The organism is Candidatus Electronema sp. PJ (assembly GCF_048287395.1).
GTDB lineage: Bacteria > Desulfobacterota > Desulfobulbia > Desulfobulbales > Desulfobulbaceae > Electronema.
The window spans coordinates 1-14,602 of record NZ_JBLWEO010000042.1 but is presented as its reverse complement, the minus strand read 5'-3'; the positions used below and the strand labels follow the sequence as shown (position 1 = coordinate 14,602).

The window sequence follows — 14,602 nt, the reverse complement described above, 5'->3', positions numbered from 1 at the left end:
CCTCCTCACGCCAAGACAAATTCGTTCCACTTAGTCAGGGTGTATTCATAGGTATCCATGACAGTGTTCCAAACCGCGATGTTCTCAAAGCGCTTCAGGTAGGAACCACCCGTGCGAATACTGCCAGGTTGCACTGATATTTTCCCATCAGTGCCCACGAGCGGTTCAGCAGCAGGCTTCCCTTCGTACCAATAATCCCACTCTGCTGCTGACATAAAGGCCTTGGACCGCTGAGGATTGGAGATGTAATATCCTTGCCGAGCAATAAAAGCACCAGGCCAACCTGAGAGCCACCAATTCATAAAGGCATAGGCCGCCTCTTGCTTCTCGCCAGTACAGGCACGAGATAAGCACATCACCCCGTGCCAGGCCCGGTAGCCCTCTTTAGGTGCGGCGTAGATACAGGGAATGCCCATGCCATTGAGCGCACTCACCCCTGGTGAGAACATGCTCTGCAATACCACCTCGCCAGAGGCCATCAAATCAACCGAATGTGGCACAGAAGTCCATACACCTCGGAAATGGCCGTGTCGCTTCAGCTTGATGATAATGTCAAAGAGTTGGTCAACCTCTTCCCGGCTCATGTTACCCATGTTCTTAAAGGACATCAGCCCTTTTGCCTGAACCGCAAGAGCCAGATCAAAGATGCCGATCTCTGGGGAGTTGACAATGGCGACTTTACCCTGCCAGCGATCATCTAACAGCCAGCCCCAACTCTCGCTTTCATAGGGAACCCCTTTGGGAACGATACTGGAGTTGTAACCAAACGAATCAACATTATGGACATAGGGCAGAAAGCTGATCTCATTACTTGGTACGCAGCTCAGAGAGTTGTCTGGTTGGATAAAGAGTAAATTACAAGGCGCATCACCCAATCCAGGTCGGGCTTTATCGGAAATACGCCCAGTCTTACTGAGATTATTAATCTCTTCCCAGTAGGTCAATTTGCTGATATCAATCGGTTGAATGGTCTTGGCCTGCCACAGCACCTTAATGCTATTCGACCACTGCTCGTAGAGATCAAAGGCCTCTGGATCAGTGGCCGCCTTGAGCAGTACCTCGGCATCGCCACCAGGATGGAATTCGATATTGATGCCCAAGTCCTGCTCTGCCTTCTGGCGGATAGGTTCGAGCAGCGTGACATGCGTGCCAACTACTTTGAGCGTGGGTTTCAGCTTGGAGCGGCGGCTCGCCCTGGCGAGTTGGGGTAAAGCGGTGGACACTAAAGCGGCGGCCCCGAGCTTTCCGCTTGTTTTGAGAAAGGTGCGGCGGTTCATGGTGCCCCCGACAGATGAGATGGATTGAAGAGACAGAGGGTGGAACTCATCCTATCCTGTACCTGAAAGAACAGGCAAATGCAAGGACGTGCTGGAATTATCGTGGGAAAGCAAGCAGACCATCAATCAGAGAAGACGCAGGCGCAGAGTTACGCTGCGGCAGGAGAGCAGCTGCAATTCTCTGTGAGCGCACTGCTCTGCGCAGGCAAAACACTCCATTGCGGCTCGGTTACAAAGGAGTTGGAGTCGGCCAAACTCCTTTGTTACTCGGCCAGACTCCTTTGCTGCCGACTATAACTCCTTTCCTGCTCGGCAAAACTCCTCTCCAAGTTGGCAAAACTCCTTTGCGGCCAAGCCGAACTCCTTTCTGGCCGAGTACAACTTCTTCCCTAATCAGCAAAAATCCTTGCCAACCGAGTACAATTCATCGGAAACGGAGTAACAAACTGGCAGAAACCCCGGCGGTAGCAGCGGCACTCAGTTAAAAAGACTGGTAAATATCTTATACCCGCCCATAAAGGTGCCGAGAGAGGCTCCAAAGCCGGGCAAGGTAAAGGCTAAGAAGACCCGGAGCAGTCGGTTGTGAAACCAGCCGCGCAAAGTGCCGATGTCAGCGGTTACGGTCTCGAATTCTTTGACCACAGGTGGCTGAACCATCACCTGCACAAAGGCGCAAACATGACCAACGCCAATCACTGGGCTGAGAGTGGTGAAGGGGGCGGCGACAAAGGCGGAAAGAATCGTTATTGGGTGAGACAGAGCCATGATTGCGCCAATCGCAGCGGGCAAACCTGTTGCCAACACCCAATACAGGACATTGGCTCCGGCTGCGCCCAAGCCCTGCTGCCAGGCAATCACCGCGATAGACAAGACAATGACTACTGGTATCGACCAACCGAGGATGTGCCAGATCATGCCCACGGGCGGAATGCTGCTGATCTCCTCCATCTTGTTGCTATTGTCTTCCTGCATAGCGCGGGCAATGCCAGTCATGTGTCCAGCCCCGACTACTGCCACTATCCGCTTGCCCACTGCCATCTTGATCTTCTCAGCCATGAAGATATCACGCTCGTCAATCAAAGCGGCTTTGGCCGCAGGCAGGGCCTTGCCGATCTCATCCATCAGCTCGGACAGTACATCTTTCTGGCGCAGCTCGGCTAGCTTTTCCTCGGTTAACTCAGTGTCGTCCCAGAGCGCGGTGAGCAAGGTGGCAACCAAATAGCCCTTTTTGATAAAGGACGTGGCCTTCCAAGCGCGCCGCAAAGTAATCCGCACATCGCGGTCGCACAGTTGCATAGGGATGCCGTGCTTTTCTGCGGTCTGCGCGGCCAGCAGCAACTCAGTGCCAGGCTGCACACCCAGTTTGCCACCGAGCTTTTTCTGATAGGAAGACAGCACCAAGTTGACCAGCAGGGTGGAGAGCTGCTTGTTTTTGATGATCTGCTTCAGATCAAGTTTCTCCCATTGCTGCGGCTTGGCCAGGGCCTGGTAGCGCTTCTCGTCCAGCTCGATGCACACTATGTCTGGCTGCTCCTGCTCAATAACCAGCTCGACCAAATCAGCTGATTCGCGGGAAATATGGGCGGTGCCGACAAGCAAGACGATCTGGTCAGCGTGGTGAATGATGGCTACGTCATCGGAATAGCTGTGGGAGGGAAAGGCGGTTTCAGTCATGAAGAATTCAGGGGTTGAAATAAGAAGTTCAGGAATCGATCAGCCTGCAAACGATTCCTGAAGCTGGCGGAAATAGTCTCGGGCTTTGGCCTTCTGCGCAGCAGGCAGTTCGGTGTCAATCTCCTGCCGCTGGCTTTTCGCTTGATGTTTCTCTTCCTCGCTCAAGCCGTTGTCGTGACTGACTGCCACAGAGAGCCAAGCGTGCGCAAGGGCTGGATCATAATCACAGCCTTTGTCTGCTTGCAGCAGGCATTCTGCTGCTTCGAGTTGGGCAGGGCCGTAGTCGAGCTGGGCCGCGTAGAGCAGCCATTCAAAGCTGAGCTGGGCGTTGGGAATGACAGCTTCTCCGGCTCCATCGCGGCAGATCATTGCCAAGGCATGGGCTGCAGGCCCGTAACCGAGATTAGCAGCCTCGGTTAGCCAGCGCACGCCCTCAGAGATGCTCTGTTCAACCTCCCATTCAGGATCGCCGACCAGATAAATCTGCGCGGCTTCCACCTGTGCCTGCGCCTCGCCTGCTTCAGCCCGCTGGAGAATCAGCTCAAAGGTGCTGGGCTGAAGTTCGCTCTCGCCGCACAGTTGCTGGAGGGCATTCCGGTAGCAGTGCAGCTCGGTCAAGGTGATCGGCAGTAATCCCATGCAGACCGCTGGTCGGCTGAGAAACTCATCCGCACTCAACGAGGCATGGACAGTCTCCTTACCAGGCTGGGCTGCTTGGGCCAGCAGGCGGGCGGGATTGGTTTTCTTCGGTAGCTGCTCAAAGCAGGAGGGCCAGAGGAGAAGCTGCACGCCGTGCCGGTCTTTCAGTACCGCTTTGCAGACTGACCAGCTCTTGTCATCCTCAGCGCGAACATAAACCCCGCCAGTGAGAATCTGATATTCCTCTCGCACCTGCTCGCCAGGTTGGACAATACCGATGCCTTGTTGGACGATCCGGTTGAGCCAATAGAGGGCTTTCTTGCTGTCTCTGGGCAAGGCAGCCCCGATTAAGTAGCGATCAGCAAGCACGGCCATTGCATTGCGGTCATCGCGCCAAGCAGCGTAGGAACCTGCCTTGCGCAGCCAAGACGGCGCGGTTTCGCTCAGGCAATCATAAATCGAATCGACATAAAGCCGCCAACCTCGAAAATCACTATCCACCAACGGGTAGTCCTGAATATAATTGCTGTTGGCAGCGAAAGACTGGGCCGGGATAGGCAGGTGCTCTGCGCTAAAGGAGCCGTCAATGGCATCAGTACCCAGGTGCAACTCCTGCTCAGAAAGTTGCCCTGGCACATGGAGGAAGCGTCCAGCATAGCGCAAGACATGGACAAGGCCGTCTTCCGCATGAACCACCTTTACAATCCGGTAGAGGCCGCCGTTCCGCTCCTGCATGGCATAAATGCCTCCTGGCGGCGGAATGGGTACGGTCGCAGAAGAGATGGCTGCTGGTTCTAGGTGCTGCGTTGGCAGCCTACACTCTGGCTCAACCATCTCCGACTGCGCTTTGCTGATCTCGAACTCTGGTGCGGCTAGAGGTTCGTCTTTGATACGGATACTGTCCAAGGCTGCGCAACCGTCCTCCTCCTCTGCCTCCTGGCGGAAGGAGGCTGCTTCGAGCTGCCTGCGCCGGTCATGTCTGCCGGAATCTGCCAGTTTTTTGAGAAAGTCGAAAAAAGCCATGCCAAGAGTGTGCGGTGAAAGTTGCAATGTGTTCAGCACAGAAGTATATATGATTTCTGAACAGTGTAGGATGAAAAGCAGCGCATGTCAATTGCTCAGGCAGAACAATCTACGCTCCAGCAGGAGTGAGAAGCAGAGGGGAGAACACCAATGAATCAGACTGTTGACGGCGGAGTGGCCCAGGAACAGAATTTATCCGTCGCAGAGATCAGCCGAGCTGTGCGGGAGAGCGCAGCTTGGGTTGAGCTGCTGAAACGCGAGATGGCAAAGAGTGTAGTTGGCCAGGAGAAGCTGGTTGAACGGCTCTTGATAGGGCTACTCACTGGCGGGCACATCTTATTGGAAGGCTTGCCGGGGCTAGCCAAAACGTTGGCGGTGAAAACTCTGGCCGCTGCTGTCTCAACGGATTTCCGCCGCATCCAATTCACCCCAGACATGCTGCCAGCGGACATTATCGGCACGGAAATCTACAACCCCAGAGACACCTCTTTTGTCGTTAAGCAGGGGCCAATTTTTGCCTCTCTTATTTTGGCCGACGAAATCAACCGTGCTCCCTCCAAAGTGCAGTCCGCCCTGCTGGAGGCTATGCAGGAGAAGCAGGTAACAATCGGCGAATCCACCTTTCCGCTACCTGAGCTTTTTCTTGTCCTGGCAACCCAGAACCCGATTGAGCAGGAAGGGACTTATCCTTTGCCAGAAGCCCAAGTGGACCGCTTTATGCTCAAGGTCAAAGTGGGGTATCCAACCCGCGAGGAAGAACGGCGTATTCTTGATCTTATTGAACATGCCGATGCCAAGGCCGTGATGCCGCCCATTCTTGCGCCAGAGGATGTTCTGGCTGCCCGTAAAGTGGTGGACAGCATTTACGTGGATGATCGGATCAAGGACTACATTGTCGAGCTGATCTGTGCTACCCGCGAGCCATCTGGCCTCAATGCCGGGATGCGCGATTACATTGAAACTGGGGCTTCGCCTCGAGCAACCATCAATCTCAAGACTGCGGCCCGCGCTTTGGCTTATCTCAGCGGACGCGGCTACGTTATCCCAGACGATATCAAGGGCTGCGCGCCGGATATATTGCGGCACCGGATTCGGATTAGCTACGAGGCCGAGGCTGAGGGCATTAGTAGCGAGGATATCATCCGCAGACTGTTAGAAACAGTGCCAGTGCCGTGATTGCAGATGGAAACAACGGCAGTCAAGGAAATTCTCAAAAAGGTCAGACAGATTGAAGTCCGCACCCGACGACTGGCTGACGAAACCCTGGCCGGTTGTTACCATTCAGTCTTTAAAGGCCGGGGGATGAACTTCGACGAGGTGCGCGAGTATGTGCCAGGCGACGAGATTCGCGCCATTGACTGGAACGTCACCGCCCGTACTGGCGTACCCCATGTCAAAAAATTCAGCGAAGAGCGCGAGCTGACCATTATGCTGCTGATTGATCTCAGTGCATCTGGCGGCTTTGGCTCTGGCAAACAGTCCAAACGGGAGGTAATGGCGGAGTTGGCCGCTGCGCTCGCCTTTTCCGCGATGCGCAACAGCGACAAAGTGGGGCTGGTACTGTTTGCTGAGGCGGTTGAGCTGTTCATCGCCCCGGATAAGGGCCGTAGCCACGTCCTCCGGGTGATCCGCGAGATTCTTTTTTTTCAGCCTGAAGGCAAAGGCACCAATCTTGGCGGGGCCTTGGATTTTTTCAGCCGGGTGGCAAAACGCCGCTGTGTAACCTTTCTTCTCTCAGACTTCTGTCTGCCCGGTGATTTTGACGATACCTTGCAGGCCCTCCGGCCCAAGTTCCAGATCGCCAGCCGCCGCCACGATCTGATTGCGGTGTCAGTGACCGACCCGCGCGAGCTAGTGCTGCCAGAGGCAGGCTGGATCACCTTGGAGGATGCAGAAAGCGGCGAGCAGGTGCTGCTCAACACCAGCGACGACTGGACACGACATGCTTACGCCAATCTGACTGCTGACCAACGGGAACGTTTCGCCCGCACGGTGCGCGGTCTCGGTATTGACCTGCTTCAGCTCTTCACGGACAAACCCTATTTTGCTGTCCTGATGGGATTTTTTCGTTCCCGTAGCCGAAGGCTGTCCCGATGATGAACCGCCTTTTTTTTCTCTTACTGCTGATACTAACGGGAGTCCCAGCACAGCTTCAGGCGGAGAATATCACTGCGCCGCTGGCTCTTCCCGGACAACCGCAGATGCCGCCTACATCTGCCCGCCCTGTCTCGGAAGAAATGGAGATTGCGGCCCCTGTGCCCCTGTTAGAGCGCAACTCAGTGTTGCGGCCAGCAGTAGGCGCGGGCCTGCTCCTGATCGGCGGCGGGCTGCTCTTTTTCTTTTTGTGGAAAAAACGCCAGAAGCCACAGATGGCTCTTCAGCCCCACGAGACAGCGTATCTGCTGGCACAAGCCCAAAAGCAATTGGAAGAGGATAACTGCGCTGCCTTTGCCGATTTACTTGCTCAAACCCTGCGGCATTATCTGGAGGAGCGGTTTAATCTCGCTGCCTCTCGACAAACTGCTCGTGAGCTGATCAGCGGCATTGCTGCGGGCGGAGAGGATGCACAAGAACAGGCACTCCTGCAAACTTATGTCGAACAGCTGCAAACTTGGCTCGAACTCTGCGACGCAGTTAAATTTGCTGGGGCCTCTTTGAGCCGAGAGCGCATGGCCGAGCTGACGGCTCATCTCCGTGCCTTTATTGAGATGACCAAAAAGGAGGCAGCAAAGAAATAGCATGGGTATGGACAGCTTCCGCTTCGCCGAACCACAGCTGCTCTGGCTGCTCCTGATTCTGCCTGTGCTGGCCTTTTTGCGCAGTCGGAGAGGCCCAGCACCCGCTCTGCTTTTCTCGTCAATCTCAGCGGTCAAGGCCATTGCTGATGGCCGCAAGGTCAGTCCGGGTAAACTGCTGGCTTGGCTGCGGTTGGCAGCAGTTGGCCTGCTGATCATCGGCCTAGCTCGGCCTCAATGGGGCCGAACAAACACCGATATCGAGGCTTCAGGCATCGACATCCTGCTCGCGGTAGATATTTCCGGCTCCATGAAGGCAATGGATCTGGGCGGTGCTTCATCCAGTCGGCTCGATGTGGTTAAGGCCGTGGTAGCGAGCTTTATCAGCCAGCGCACCAATGACCGGATTGGCTTAATCGCCTTTGCTGGCAGGCCCTACTTGGTTTGTCCCTTAACCTTAGATCATGACTGGCTCCAGCAGCGGCTGAATTCGGTGCGAATAGGGATGATTGAGGACGGTACAGCCATTGGCTCGGCCATTGCTTCCGGTGTCAACCGCCTGCGCGATCAGCAGGCCAAATCGCGTATTCTGATTTTGCTCACCGACGGCGTGAACAACGCCGGTAAAATCGCCCCGCTCACAGCGGCAGAAGCAGCAGCAGCGATGAAAATTAAGGTCTATGCCATTGGCGCGGGCAAGCGCGGGGTTGCCCCGATGCCAGGGGTGGATGCGTTCGGTCGGCCCCGCATTATGCAGGCTGAGGTCGATATTGACGAGGATACGCTGACCAAAGTCGCGAAAATGACGCAGGCCAAATATTTCCGCGCTACAGATGCCAGCTCGTTGGAGCGAATTTATGCGGAGATCAACGCGATGGAAACCACGGTCAGGAAGATTCGCCATTTTTCCCAGCACCGGGAGCTGTTTGCCTGGCCCGTATTGGCGGCTTTTTTGCTGCTGGCAGCGGAGTTGGTGGCCTCGAGAAGGCGGTTGCCGTAACTTGATCTCTTTTTCTTTGGGATTCGCCTCTTTTTTAAGCAGGTAAGAGAAGAGAGCGGCTCGTTTACCAAGGAGTTTGGCTTGGCAACAAAGGAGTTCTGCCGACTCAGAAAGGAGTTATACTCGGCAGAAGAGGAGTTCTGCTTGGCCAAACTGCTTTCTTGCCGACTACCAAAGGAGTTTGGCCGACTCAAACTCCTTTGCGGCTTAACAGAACTCCTTTGCTACTCGGCCAGACTCCTTTCCTGCTCGGCAAAACTTCTTTCTTAGTCGGCAGAACTCCTTTGTTGCCGAGCCAAACTCCTTGGCCAGCGAGTAAAAAAGGAATCTTAAGAGGGGTGATACGGTTGAGCAGCACTTTGTGAGCAGTTGAACTTACTTAAAATTTTGTTTCTTGCCCGATGTTTTGCGATGAGGTTAACTCATGTTAACAGGCCCTGACTCCCTGAGCAGACGCAGGTTCTCTAGGGCCAAACAAGCCGCTGTCATGGAACATTGAAGATGCCTTCCTTTGTCCAACCTTTCTGGCTCCTGGTCGGGCTGCTGGCTTGCTGCGCTGCCGCTCTCTTTATTAGCTTCAGTACATTCCGGCGGCGGCAGAAATTGGCGCAGTTTGCCGCGCCGCAGCTGCTGCCGATACTCACCGCCAACGTCTCGCAAGCCCGGCGGCGACTCAAAGCCGCCCTGTTTGTCCTGGGACTGGCCTGCCTTTTCCTGGCTTTGGCTCGGCCTCAGTGGGGCAATCGCTGGATTGAAGTGCGGCGCAAGGGAATCGACATCCTGATCGGCTTTGATGTGTCAAAATCCATGCTTGCCCCGGATATCAAACCCAGTCGCCTCCAACGAGCCAAGCTGGCAGTGCGGGATTTCACGGCGCGGTTGCATGGCGACCGGATTGGCCTGCTGCCTTTTGCCGGCACCTCCTTTCTGAGCTGTCCGCTCACGACCGATTACGATGCCTTCAATGCCTCCCTGGATGCCTTAGACACCAACACCATTCCCAAAGGCGGCACGAACATTGGCCGGGCCATCGAAGATGCAGGCCAGGTACTTGCTGGGGAACTCAATTATAAAATTCTGATTTTGATCACCGACGGCGAAGATTTGAGCCAAGATGCGCTCAAGGCCGCAGCCGTGGCCAAGCAGGAAAAAATGCTTATTTATACGGTGGGAGTTGGCACACCCCAGGGTGAGCTGATTCCCTTGCCAGATCCAGGCAACGGAGCTGAAAAATTTATCAAGAATGAGCAAGGCGAGTTTGTCACCTCGAAGTTGGACGAGAAAACCCTGCTTGCTCTTGCCGAGACCACGGGTGGCATGTACGTGCCTCTCGGCAGTATGGGCCAAGGACTTGATGCGATTTACGAGCGCAAGCTGGCTTTGATCCCCAAAGAGGAGCAGGCCCAGCGCAAAAAGAAGGTGGCGGTGGAGCGGTTTCAGTGGCCGCTGGCTGCGGCGGTGTTCCTGTTCAGTATGGAGTTTCTCCTCATAGGTCGCCGCCGGAAACTGCATCTGCCGTTCATCTTCACTGCTGGAAGAAGGAAGAAACAGCAAACTGCGGCGGTGCTGCTGCTCTGTGCCTTGTGCTCGACGCTGGCCCAGGCAGATCAGGGCAGTGATTTATATCAAGCCAAGCAGTATGAGCAAGCCGCGCAATTCTACCAAGATGCTTTAGCAAAAGACAGGAGCAATCCAACCCTGCATTTCAATCTCGGTGCCGCCCTGCACAAGCAGGGGAAATATGACGAAGCCGTAGCAGAATTCAATCAAGCTCTGCAAACAGATGATCTTACCTTACAGGCCAAAAGCTATTTCAATCGAGGCATCAGTCATTATCAAGCAGGCACAGCAGCAGAAGCTGCTCACCTAGAGCAAGCGATTCAGCAGTTACGTTGGGCCAAGCACGCCTTTGAGTCCGTACTTAAGCTGAAGCCAAAAGATAACCAGGCGCGCCTTAATCTGGAAACAGTCAAAAAAAAATTGGCCGAGTTAGAACAAAAACAGAAAGAGCAACAAGAACAGCAGCAGGCTCAGAACAAGGAAAACAACGAGAAGCAAAAAAAGGACGCGAAACAGGACAGCGAAGACAAGAAGCAGGAGAGTGGTTCAGAGCAGAAGCAGAACGAGCCGGAGAAGCAGCCGCCACAAGACAAGGATAACGGCCAGAAGCAAGAAGATAAGGGCAAGCAGCCGGAGAACGGCAGTCAAGAAAAACAACAGGAGAACGCTGCGCCTGCTCCTGACAAGGAGCAGAAAAAAGCGGACGAGACCGCTGCGGATAAGCAGCAGCCGGAGACTCCGCCGCCGCAGGACAAGCAGGACAAGGAGGGAGCAAAAATGATGGGCAAAATGACGAAAGAGGAGGCACAGAACCTGCTCGATAGCCTGAAAAACGAGCAGGGCGAACTGAATTTCCTACCGCAGGAGGCTGCCGATGGAGAATCCGTTGGCAGGGACTGGTAATGCGTGTTTTTTTGCTTATGCTCAGTTTGCTTTGTTGCTTGAGCGGTCTTGGGCAGGCCGCAGATATTCAAGTAACGGCAGAGATAAATCCAACAGCTTTTACCGTAGATAAGGAGGCAACCTTTGTCATTAAGGTCAATGGCAGCAGCTTTGCCCAGCCAGAGCTGCCTGTTACTGACGGGCTGCGCTTCCGTTCCCTTGGTCAAAGCCAGCAAACATCCTGGATCAACGGCCAAGTCTCGGCTACAGTGACTTTTAACTTTGCCGTGCAAGCAGAAAAGCCAGGACAGTACACAGTCAAGCCAGTTAAGGTGCAGGTTGACGGCAAAGACTACACTACCCCATCAGTGCGCTGTACAGTAAGTCCAGCACAGGGTAATTCTGCTGGTGGCGTGGCTGCTCCGCCTTCTACTAAGGCCAATGCGGCGTTGTTAGCAGCAGAAGACATTGGTTGGTTGCGGATTCAGTTAGACAAAGACAGCTTTTATGCTGGGCAGCTTATACCGTTCACCATCAAAGGCTATTTTAAGCCGAAGAAGCGGCTTCATATTAAAACCGTACCTCGCTTGATCGGCGAGAACTTTCTCCTGCACGCTTTGGACAAGGAACCGAGCCAGCAGCAAGAGCAAGTTGAGGGTGAGCTACTCACTGTTCTCACTTGGCGTGGTAATCTGTCAGCGGTTAAGGAAGGAACCGCCTCCGTCGCTGTGGAAATAGATGCTGATTTGATGCTGCCAGAGCAAAGGCGACGCAGCGATAGCCCTTTTGAGTCGGCCTTCATGGACGATCCCTTTTTTGATGACTTCTTTGGCGGTTACACTCGTCGGGAGATCCGCTTTGCCAGCCCGGAAAAACCAGTAACTGCTCTGCCGTTGCCTGCCAAAAACCGGCCCGCAGATTTCAAAGGCGCAGTTGGCACCTTCAGCTTGGCCGTGGCCGCCTCACCTACCAATGGTAGGCCTGGCGAACCGATCACGTTGAAGATGAAAATCACAGGAAGCGGTAACTTTGACCGCGTGCAGGCCCCTGAACTCACTGATCGCAGTGACTGGAAGGTGTATCCGCCTGCGGACAGCTTTGCTGGCCAAGGAAGTAAGGGAGAAAAGACCTTTGAGCAGGCAGTAGTGCCAGTCAACAGCAGTCTGCGGGCAGTGCCCTCGCTCCGGTTTTCCTATTTTGATCCAGTTGCTGGAGAGTATGTTCCTCTGAGCAGCGAGCCAATTCCCCTGCATCTGCAAGAGGCGGTGGAGCCAGTGCCGCAACCTGTTCAGCCCCAGCAACCTGCCCAGCAGCCGACAATCCCGAACTCTCCGGGAGCACCCAAAAAGCATCAGCATCCTTTGGACGCAGCACCAGGCCAATCTGTGCAGATCTTTCGCCCTTTGTATGAGCAACGGCGGTTTCAGGCAATCATCGCCGGAGCAGGTTGCTGTTTAGTGGCTGGGCTGCTGCTCGATCTGCGGCGGAAACGACTGGAAAACAATCCCGGCCCTGCGCTGCGAAAGCAGGCAGAACGCCAACTGGCCCGGCACTGCCAGGCAATGCGGGCAGCAATGGCGACAGGTGCTCAGGAACAGTTCCGGCAGCATTGCCAAGAGGCCATCCAGCACTGGACTGGTACCCTTTGGGGCCGGACTGCTGCGGCTATCACACTAACTGATTTGCAGGAAAGGCTGCCTGCGGATTCGCCCTTGCTGGCAGTCTTTGCCCGGCTTGAGGAGAGCGGCTATGCTGGAGCAGTCTTGGCGCAGACAGAGATGGCAGCGATGCTTCAGACCGTCCAGCAGGAATTGGGCAAGTTGTCATGATGAAACAAGGCCGCATAGTCTCTCTCCTGCTGGTTTGCTCTGGCCTACTGGCGGTCTTCTTTGTGTTGGATCATGCCCATCCGAAGCAGACCAGCAGCCTCTACCAGACGCTCATCCAGCAGAACGACCCTGCTCTTGAGATCCTTGATACTATGGCAGACAGCTCTGCCGAGAAGGGTCAGATCGGTCTGGCTGTGTTGTATTACGAGCGCGCCCTGCTGCTTGCGCCAGGCAATGCTGAACTCCGCGCTGCCTTAAGCGACCTGCGCAAGAAGGCAGGCTTGTTCCGCGAAGAGTCGCGGCCAGAGCGACTGGCAGCTTTGCTCGGCGCAGATCAGTGGTTGCTCCTTTCCGGCGTGGCGTTTGTCCTGCTCGCCCTGACGGTACTGGCCATCGGCGTGCTGGGGAGGCAGCGTTTTCCCCAAGCCTGCCGTCTCAGTGCGGTTTTCCTTATCGCAACCGTGCTCCCTTTGCCTCCGGCCTGGCTGCGTTATCAATCCTGGCAGGAGGGCGTAGTTACAGCAGAAGCTGCCCGCCTGCTGATCTCGCCCTTTAAGGATGCCGAACCTGTTGCCCATCTCAAGGCAGGCATGATTGTGCGCCCTTTAGCTAAAAAACACGAACACTACGTGCTGGTTCGTGATCAAGAAGGCCGCAAAGGCTGGCTCGAGCAAGGCAGCTTTCAGCAAATAGCTGGGCAATAGCCTCGCTTCCTTTTCCTGCGTCGTCATAGACTCGGCTCGCTTTTGACCTTCCTCAGCCTTTTCGTGCAATCCGTATAGCATTAGGCTGAATGCGGCACAGGCAATAACAATGACAAGCAGCCTGCACGCTCTAGCCCAAAGCTGTGGCCTTGCTTTTGGCTGCGAACAGACTGAGAATACAATAAGACAGATCACATAGGTTAAAGGCGACCATGCGATCTCGAACAGCACGTCTTCCATTTACCAAGCGGCTGGTGTGGGCAAACGATAAAGCTGTTTCACCCACACTCTCTACTTTCGTCTCACATCTTAGTAAGCATCAAGCATACTAACATAATGAGTTGCAATACCGCAACCACCAAAGCCAATGCGAAGTTTCCGTTAGTAACAATGCTATCTGACAGGGGCGTAGCTCTTCTTCTGAATATGGCGTATGCCAAGAATACCAGATTCAGAACACCACCAACTAGAAATGCCCACATCGCTGTAACGATGTATCCCATTCCATCCATACATCCTTTGTAGTACAGCGATTGTCGAATCAATGCTACCACGAAGGGAACTAAGACGATAGCCGCAGGAATATATCCGATAACCGTTTTAATCTTCATAGTTTTTAACTTATCTTCGGCATTAACTAATGCGATGTAAAGTAAAGGGAAAACGAAGACTAGTGTTAGCGAAGGGCGACCGAAGATTAGTGTTAGTAAAGGGAGAAGGAAGATTAGTACTAGTAAAGGGCGAACGAAAAGGAGTGCTAGCTTCGTTAGTATTTCTTTCATAATTCTGGCTAATAAGAAATTATACAGAACCGCACATCCTACAGCTCAAGCGGACATACAGAAAGATTACACCATCCTGCCCGCTTACTTTACGCCCCTTATCTCCCCCCGTCAATAGGGAAAATTTCCCTCCCTGCTGCTCCTGGAAAAACATAGTACTTGCTCGTTGGAAAACCATTCTCTATGTCGTAGTACGCGCAAGCACTATGTCGTCATACGCGCAAGTACTATGGTTTCATACGCGCAAGCACTATGTCGTCATACGCGCAAGTACTATGTTTTCCGACGAGCAAGCACTATGTTTTTTCCTGCCATCAATTATGCGGTAGCATGAAAAAACTGTTGACACGGAAAGAAACTCGTTTTATCTTGAGCAGGAGCAGCATTCATTCCGTCATCTCAATCAGTTAAAAGATCAGGAGGCAGAACATGGCAACGATTCAATGGAGACCCACAGTCAACGCACTCACTACTCCCAGTTCGTACCGGATGCTCTT

13 protein-coding genes are annotated in these 14,602 nt (G+C 54.1%); 9 read left to right on the top strand and 4 right to left on the bottom strand.

Going from position 1 to position 14,602, the window contains the following annotated elements; all coding sequences use genetic code 11:
• Positions 1–5: 5 nt before the first annotated feature.
• Positions 6–1,277 (bottom strand): ABC transporter substrate-binding protein, encoded by a 1,272-nt coding sequence (locus tag ACNKIB_RS06340; protein WP_417909706.1) that lies wholly within the window; start codon positions 1,275–1,277, stop codon positions 6–8.
• A gap of 102 nt (positions 1,278–1,379) precedes the next feature.
• Here ACNKIB_RS06340 and ACNKIB_RS06335 point away from each other — a divergent pair, with 102 nt between their 5' ends.
• Entirely contained in the window at positions 1,380–1,574 is a 195-nt protein-coding gene (locus ACNKIB_RS06335; protein ID WP_417909705.1) for a hypothetical protein, read from the top strand.
• 180 nt (positions 1,575–1,754) lie between these two features.
• Here the strand turns inward: ACNKIB_RS06335 and ACNKIB_RS06330 are convergent, their stop codons facing one another.
• Both ACNKIB_RS06330 and ACNKIB_RS06325 read right to left on the bottom strand, forming a co-directional pair.
• Positions 1,755–2,951: a TraB/GumN family protein gene (locus ACNKIB_RS06330; protein ID WP_417909704.1), complete on the bottom strand. Its 1,197-nt coding sequence runs from the start codon at positions 2,949–2,951 to the stop codon at positions 1,755–1,757.
• Between the two features lie 39 nt (positions 2,952–2,990).
• Positions 2,991–4,613 carry a tetratricopeptide repeat protein gene (locus ACNKIB_RS06325; protein WP_417909703.1) on the bottom strand — a complete coding sequence of 541 codons (1,623 nt, stop codon included), beginning with the start codon at positions 4,611–4,613 and terminating at the stop codon, positions 2,991–2,993.
• A 150-nt stretch (positions 4,614–4,763) separates the two neighbouring features.
• On the opposite strand from ACNKIB_RS06325, the gene ACNKIB_RS06320 reads away from it, so the two are divergent.
• From ACNKIB_RS06320 to ACNKIB_RS06285, 8 genes are all read left to right on the top strand, one after another.
• A complete protein-coding gene (locus tag ACNKIB_RS06320; protein WP_417909702.1) occupies positions 4,764–5,789 on the top strand; it encodes an AAA family ATPase in 1,026 nt (341 codons plus the stop codon).
• Positions 5,790–5,795: 6 nt separating this feature from the next.
• Complete coding sequence (locus ACNKIB_RS06315) at positions 5,796–6,710, top strand: DUF58 domain-containing protein (RefSeq protein ID WP_417909701.1); 915 nt, start codon at positions 5,796–5,798, stop codon at positions 6,708–6,710.
• Complete coding sequence (locus ACNKIB_RS06310) at positions 6,707–7,351, top strand: hypothetical protein (protein ID WP_417909700.1); 645 nt, start codon at positions 6,707–6,709, stop codon at positions 7,349–7,351. Before ACNKIB_RS06315 ends, ACNKIB_RS06310 begins: the two co-directional genes overlap by 4 nt.
• Position 7,352: 1 nt before the next feature.
• Positions 7,353–8,348, top strand: a complete 996-nt coding sequence (locus tag ACNKIB_RS06305) for a vWA domain-containing protein (RefSeq protein ID WP_417909699.1) — start codon at positions 7,353–7,355, stop codon at positions 8,346–8,348.
• 81 nt (positions 8,349–8,429) lie between these two features.
• Positions 8,430–8,618, top strand: a complete 189-nt coding sequence (locus tag ACNKIB_RS06300) for a hypothetical protein (protein WP_417909698.1) — start codon at positions 8,430–8,432, stop codon at positions 8,616–8,618.
• A gap of 231 nt (positions 8,619–8,849) precedes the next feature.
• Positions 8,850–10,811, top strand: a complete 1,962-nt coding sequence (locus ACNKIB_RS06295) for a VWA domain-containing protein (RefSeq protein WP_417909697.1) — start codon at positions 8,850–8,852, stop codon at positions 10,809–10,811.
• Positions 10,811–12,619: a BatD family protein gene (locus ACNKIB_RS06290; protein ID WP_417909696.1), complete on the top strand. Its 1,809-nt coding sequence runs from the start codon at positions 10,811–10,813 to the stop codon at positions 12,617–12,619. The genes ACNKIB_RS06295 and ACNKIB_RS06290 overlap by 1 nt, the downstream gene beginning before the upstream one ends.
• Positions 12,616–13,323 carry a hypothetical protein gene (locus ACNKIB_RS06285; RefSeq protein WP_417909695.1) on the top strand — a complete coding sequence of 236 codons (708 nt, stop codon included), beginning with the start codon at positions 12,616–12,618 and terminating at the stop codon, positions 13,321–13,323. Before ACNKIB_RS06290 ends, ACNKIB_RS06285 begins: the two co-directional genes overlap by 4 nt.
• 302 nt (positions 13,324–13,625) lie before the next feature.
• On the opposite strand, the gene ACNKIB_RS06280 is transcribed toward ACNKIB_RS06285, so the two are convergent.
• Positions 13,626–13,934, bottom strand: coding sequence for a hypothetical protein (locus ACNKIB_RS06280; RefSeq protein ID WP_417909694.1), 309 nt, complete (start codon positions 13,932–13,934; stop codon positions 13,626–13,628).
• Positions 13,935–14,602 lie beyond the last annotated feature (668 nt).

Excerpts from the sequence above, each read along its gene's own strand:
- ACNKIB_RS06340 (WP_417909706.1), bottom strand. The coding sequence starts at position 1,277 with ATGAACCGCCGCACCTTTCTCAAAACAAGCGGAAAGCTCGGGGCCGCC.
- ACNKIB_RS06330 (WP_417909704.1), bottom strand. The coding sequence starts at position 2,951 with ATGACTGAAACCGCCTTTCCCTCCCACAGCTATTCCGATGACGTAGCC.
- ACNKIB_RS06325 (WP_417909703.1), bottom strand. The coding sequence starts at position 4,613 with ATGGCTTTTTTCGACTTTCTCAAAAAACTGGCAGATTCCGGCAGACAT.
- ACNKIB_RS06320 (WP_417909702.1), top strand. The coding sequence starts at position 4,764 with ATGAATCAGACTGTTGACGGCGGAGTGGCCCAGGAACAGAATTTATCC.
- ACNKIB_RS06315 (WP_417909701.1), top strand. The coding sequence starts at position 5,796 with ATGGAAACAACGGCAGTCAAGGAAATTCTCAAAAAGGTCAGACAGATT.
- ACNKIB_RS06310 (WP_417909700.1), top strand. The coding sequence starts at position 6,707 with ATGATGAACCGCCTTTTTTTTCTCTTACTGCTGATACTAACGGGAGTC.
- ACNKIB_RS06305 (WP_417909699.1), top strand. The coding sequence starts at position 7,353 with ATGGGTATGGACAGCTTCCGCTTCGCCGAACCACAGCTGCTCTGGCTG.
- ACNKIB_RS06295 (WP_417909697.1), top strand. The coding sequence starts at position 8,850 with ATGCCTTCCTTTGTCCAACCTTTCTGGCTCCTGGTCGGGCTGCTGGCT.
- ACNKIB_RS06290 (WP_417909696.1), top strand. The coding sequence starts at position 10,811 with ATGCGTGTTTTTTTGCTTATGCTCAGTTTGCTTTGTTGCTTGAGCGGT.
- ACNKIB_RS06285 (WP_417909695.1), top strand. The coding sequence starts at position 12,616 with ATGATGAAACAAGGCCGCATAGTCTCTCTCCTGCTGGTTTGCTCTGGC.
- ACNKIB_RS06280 (WP_417909694.1), bottom strand. The coding sequence starts at position 13,934 with ATGAAGATTAAAACGGTTATCGGATATATTCCTGCGGCTATCGTCTTA.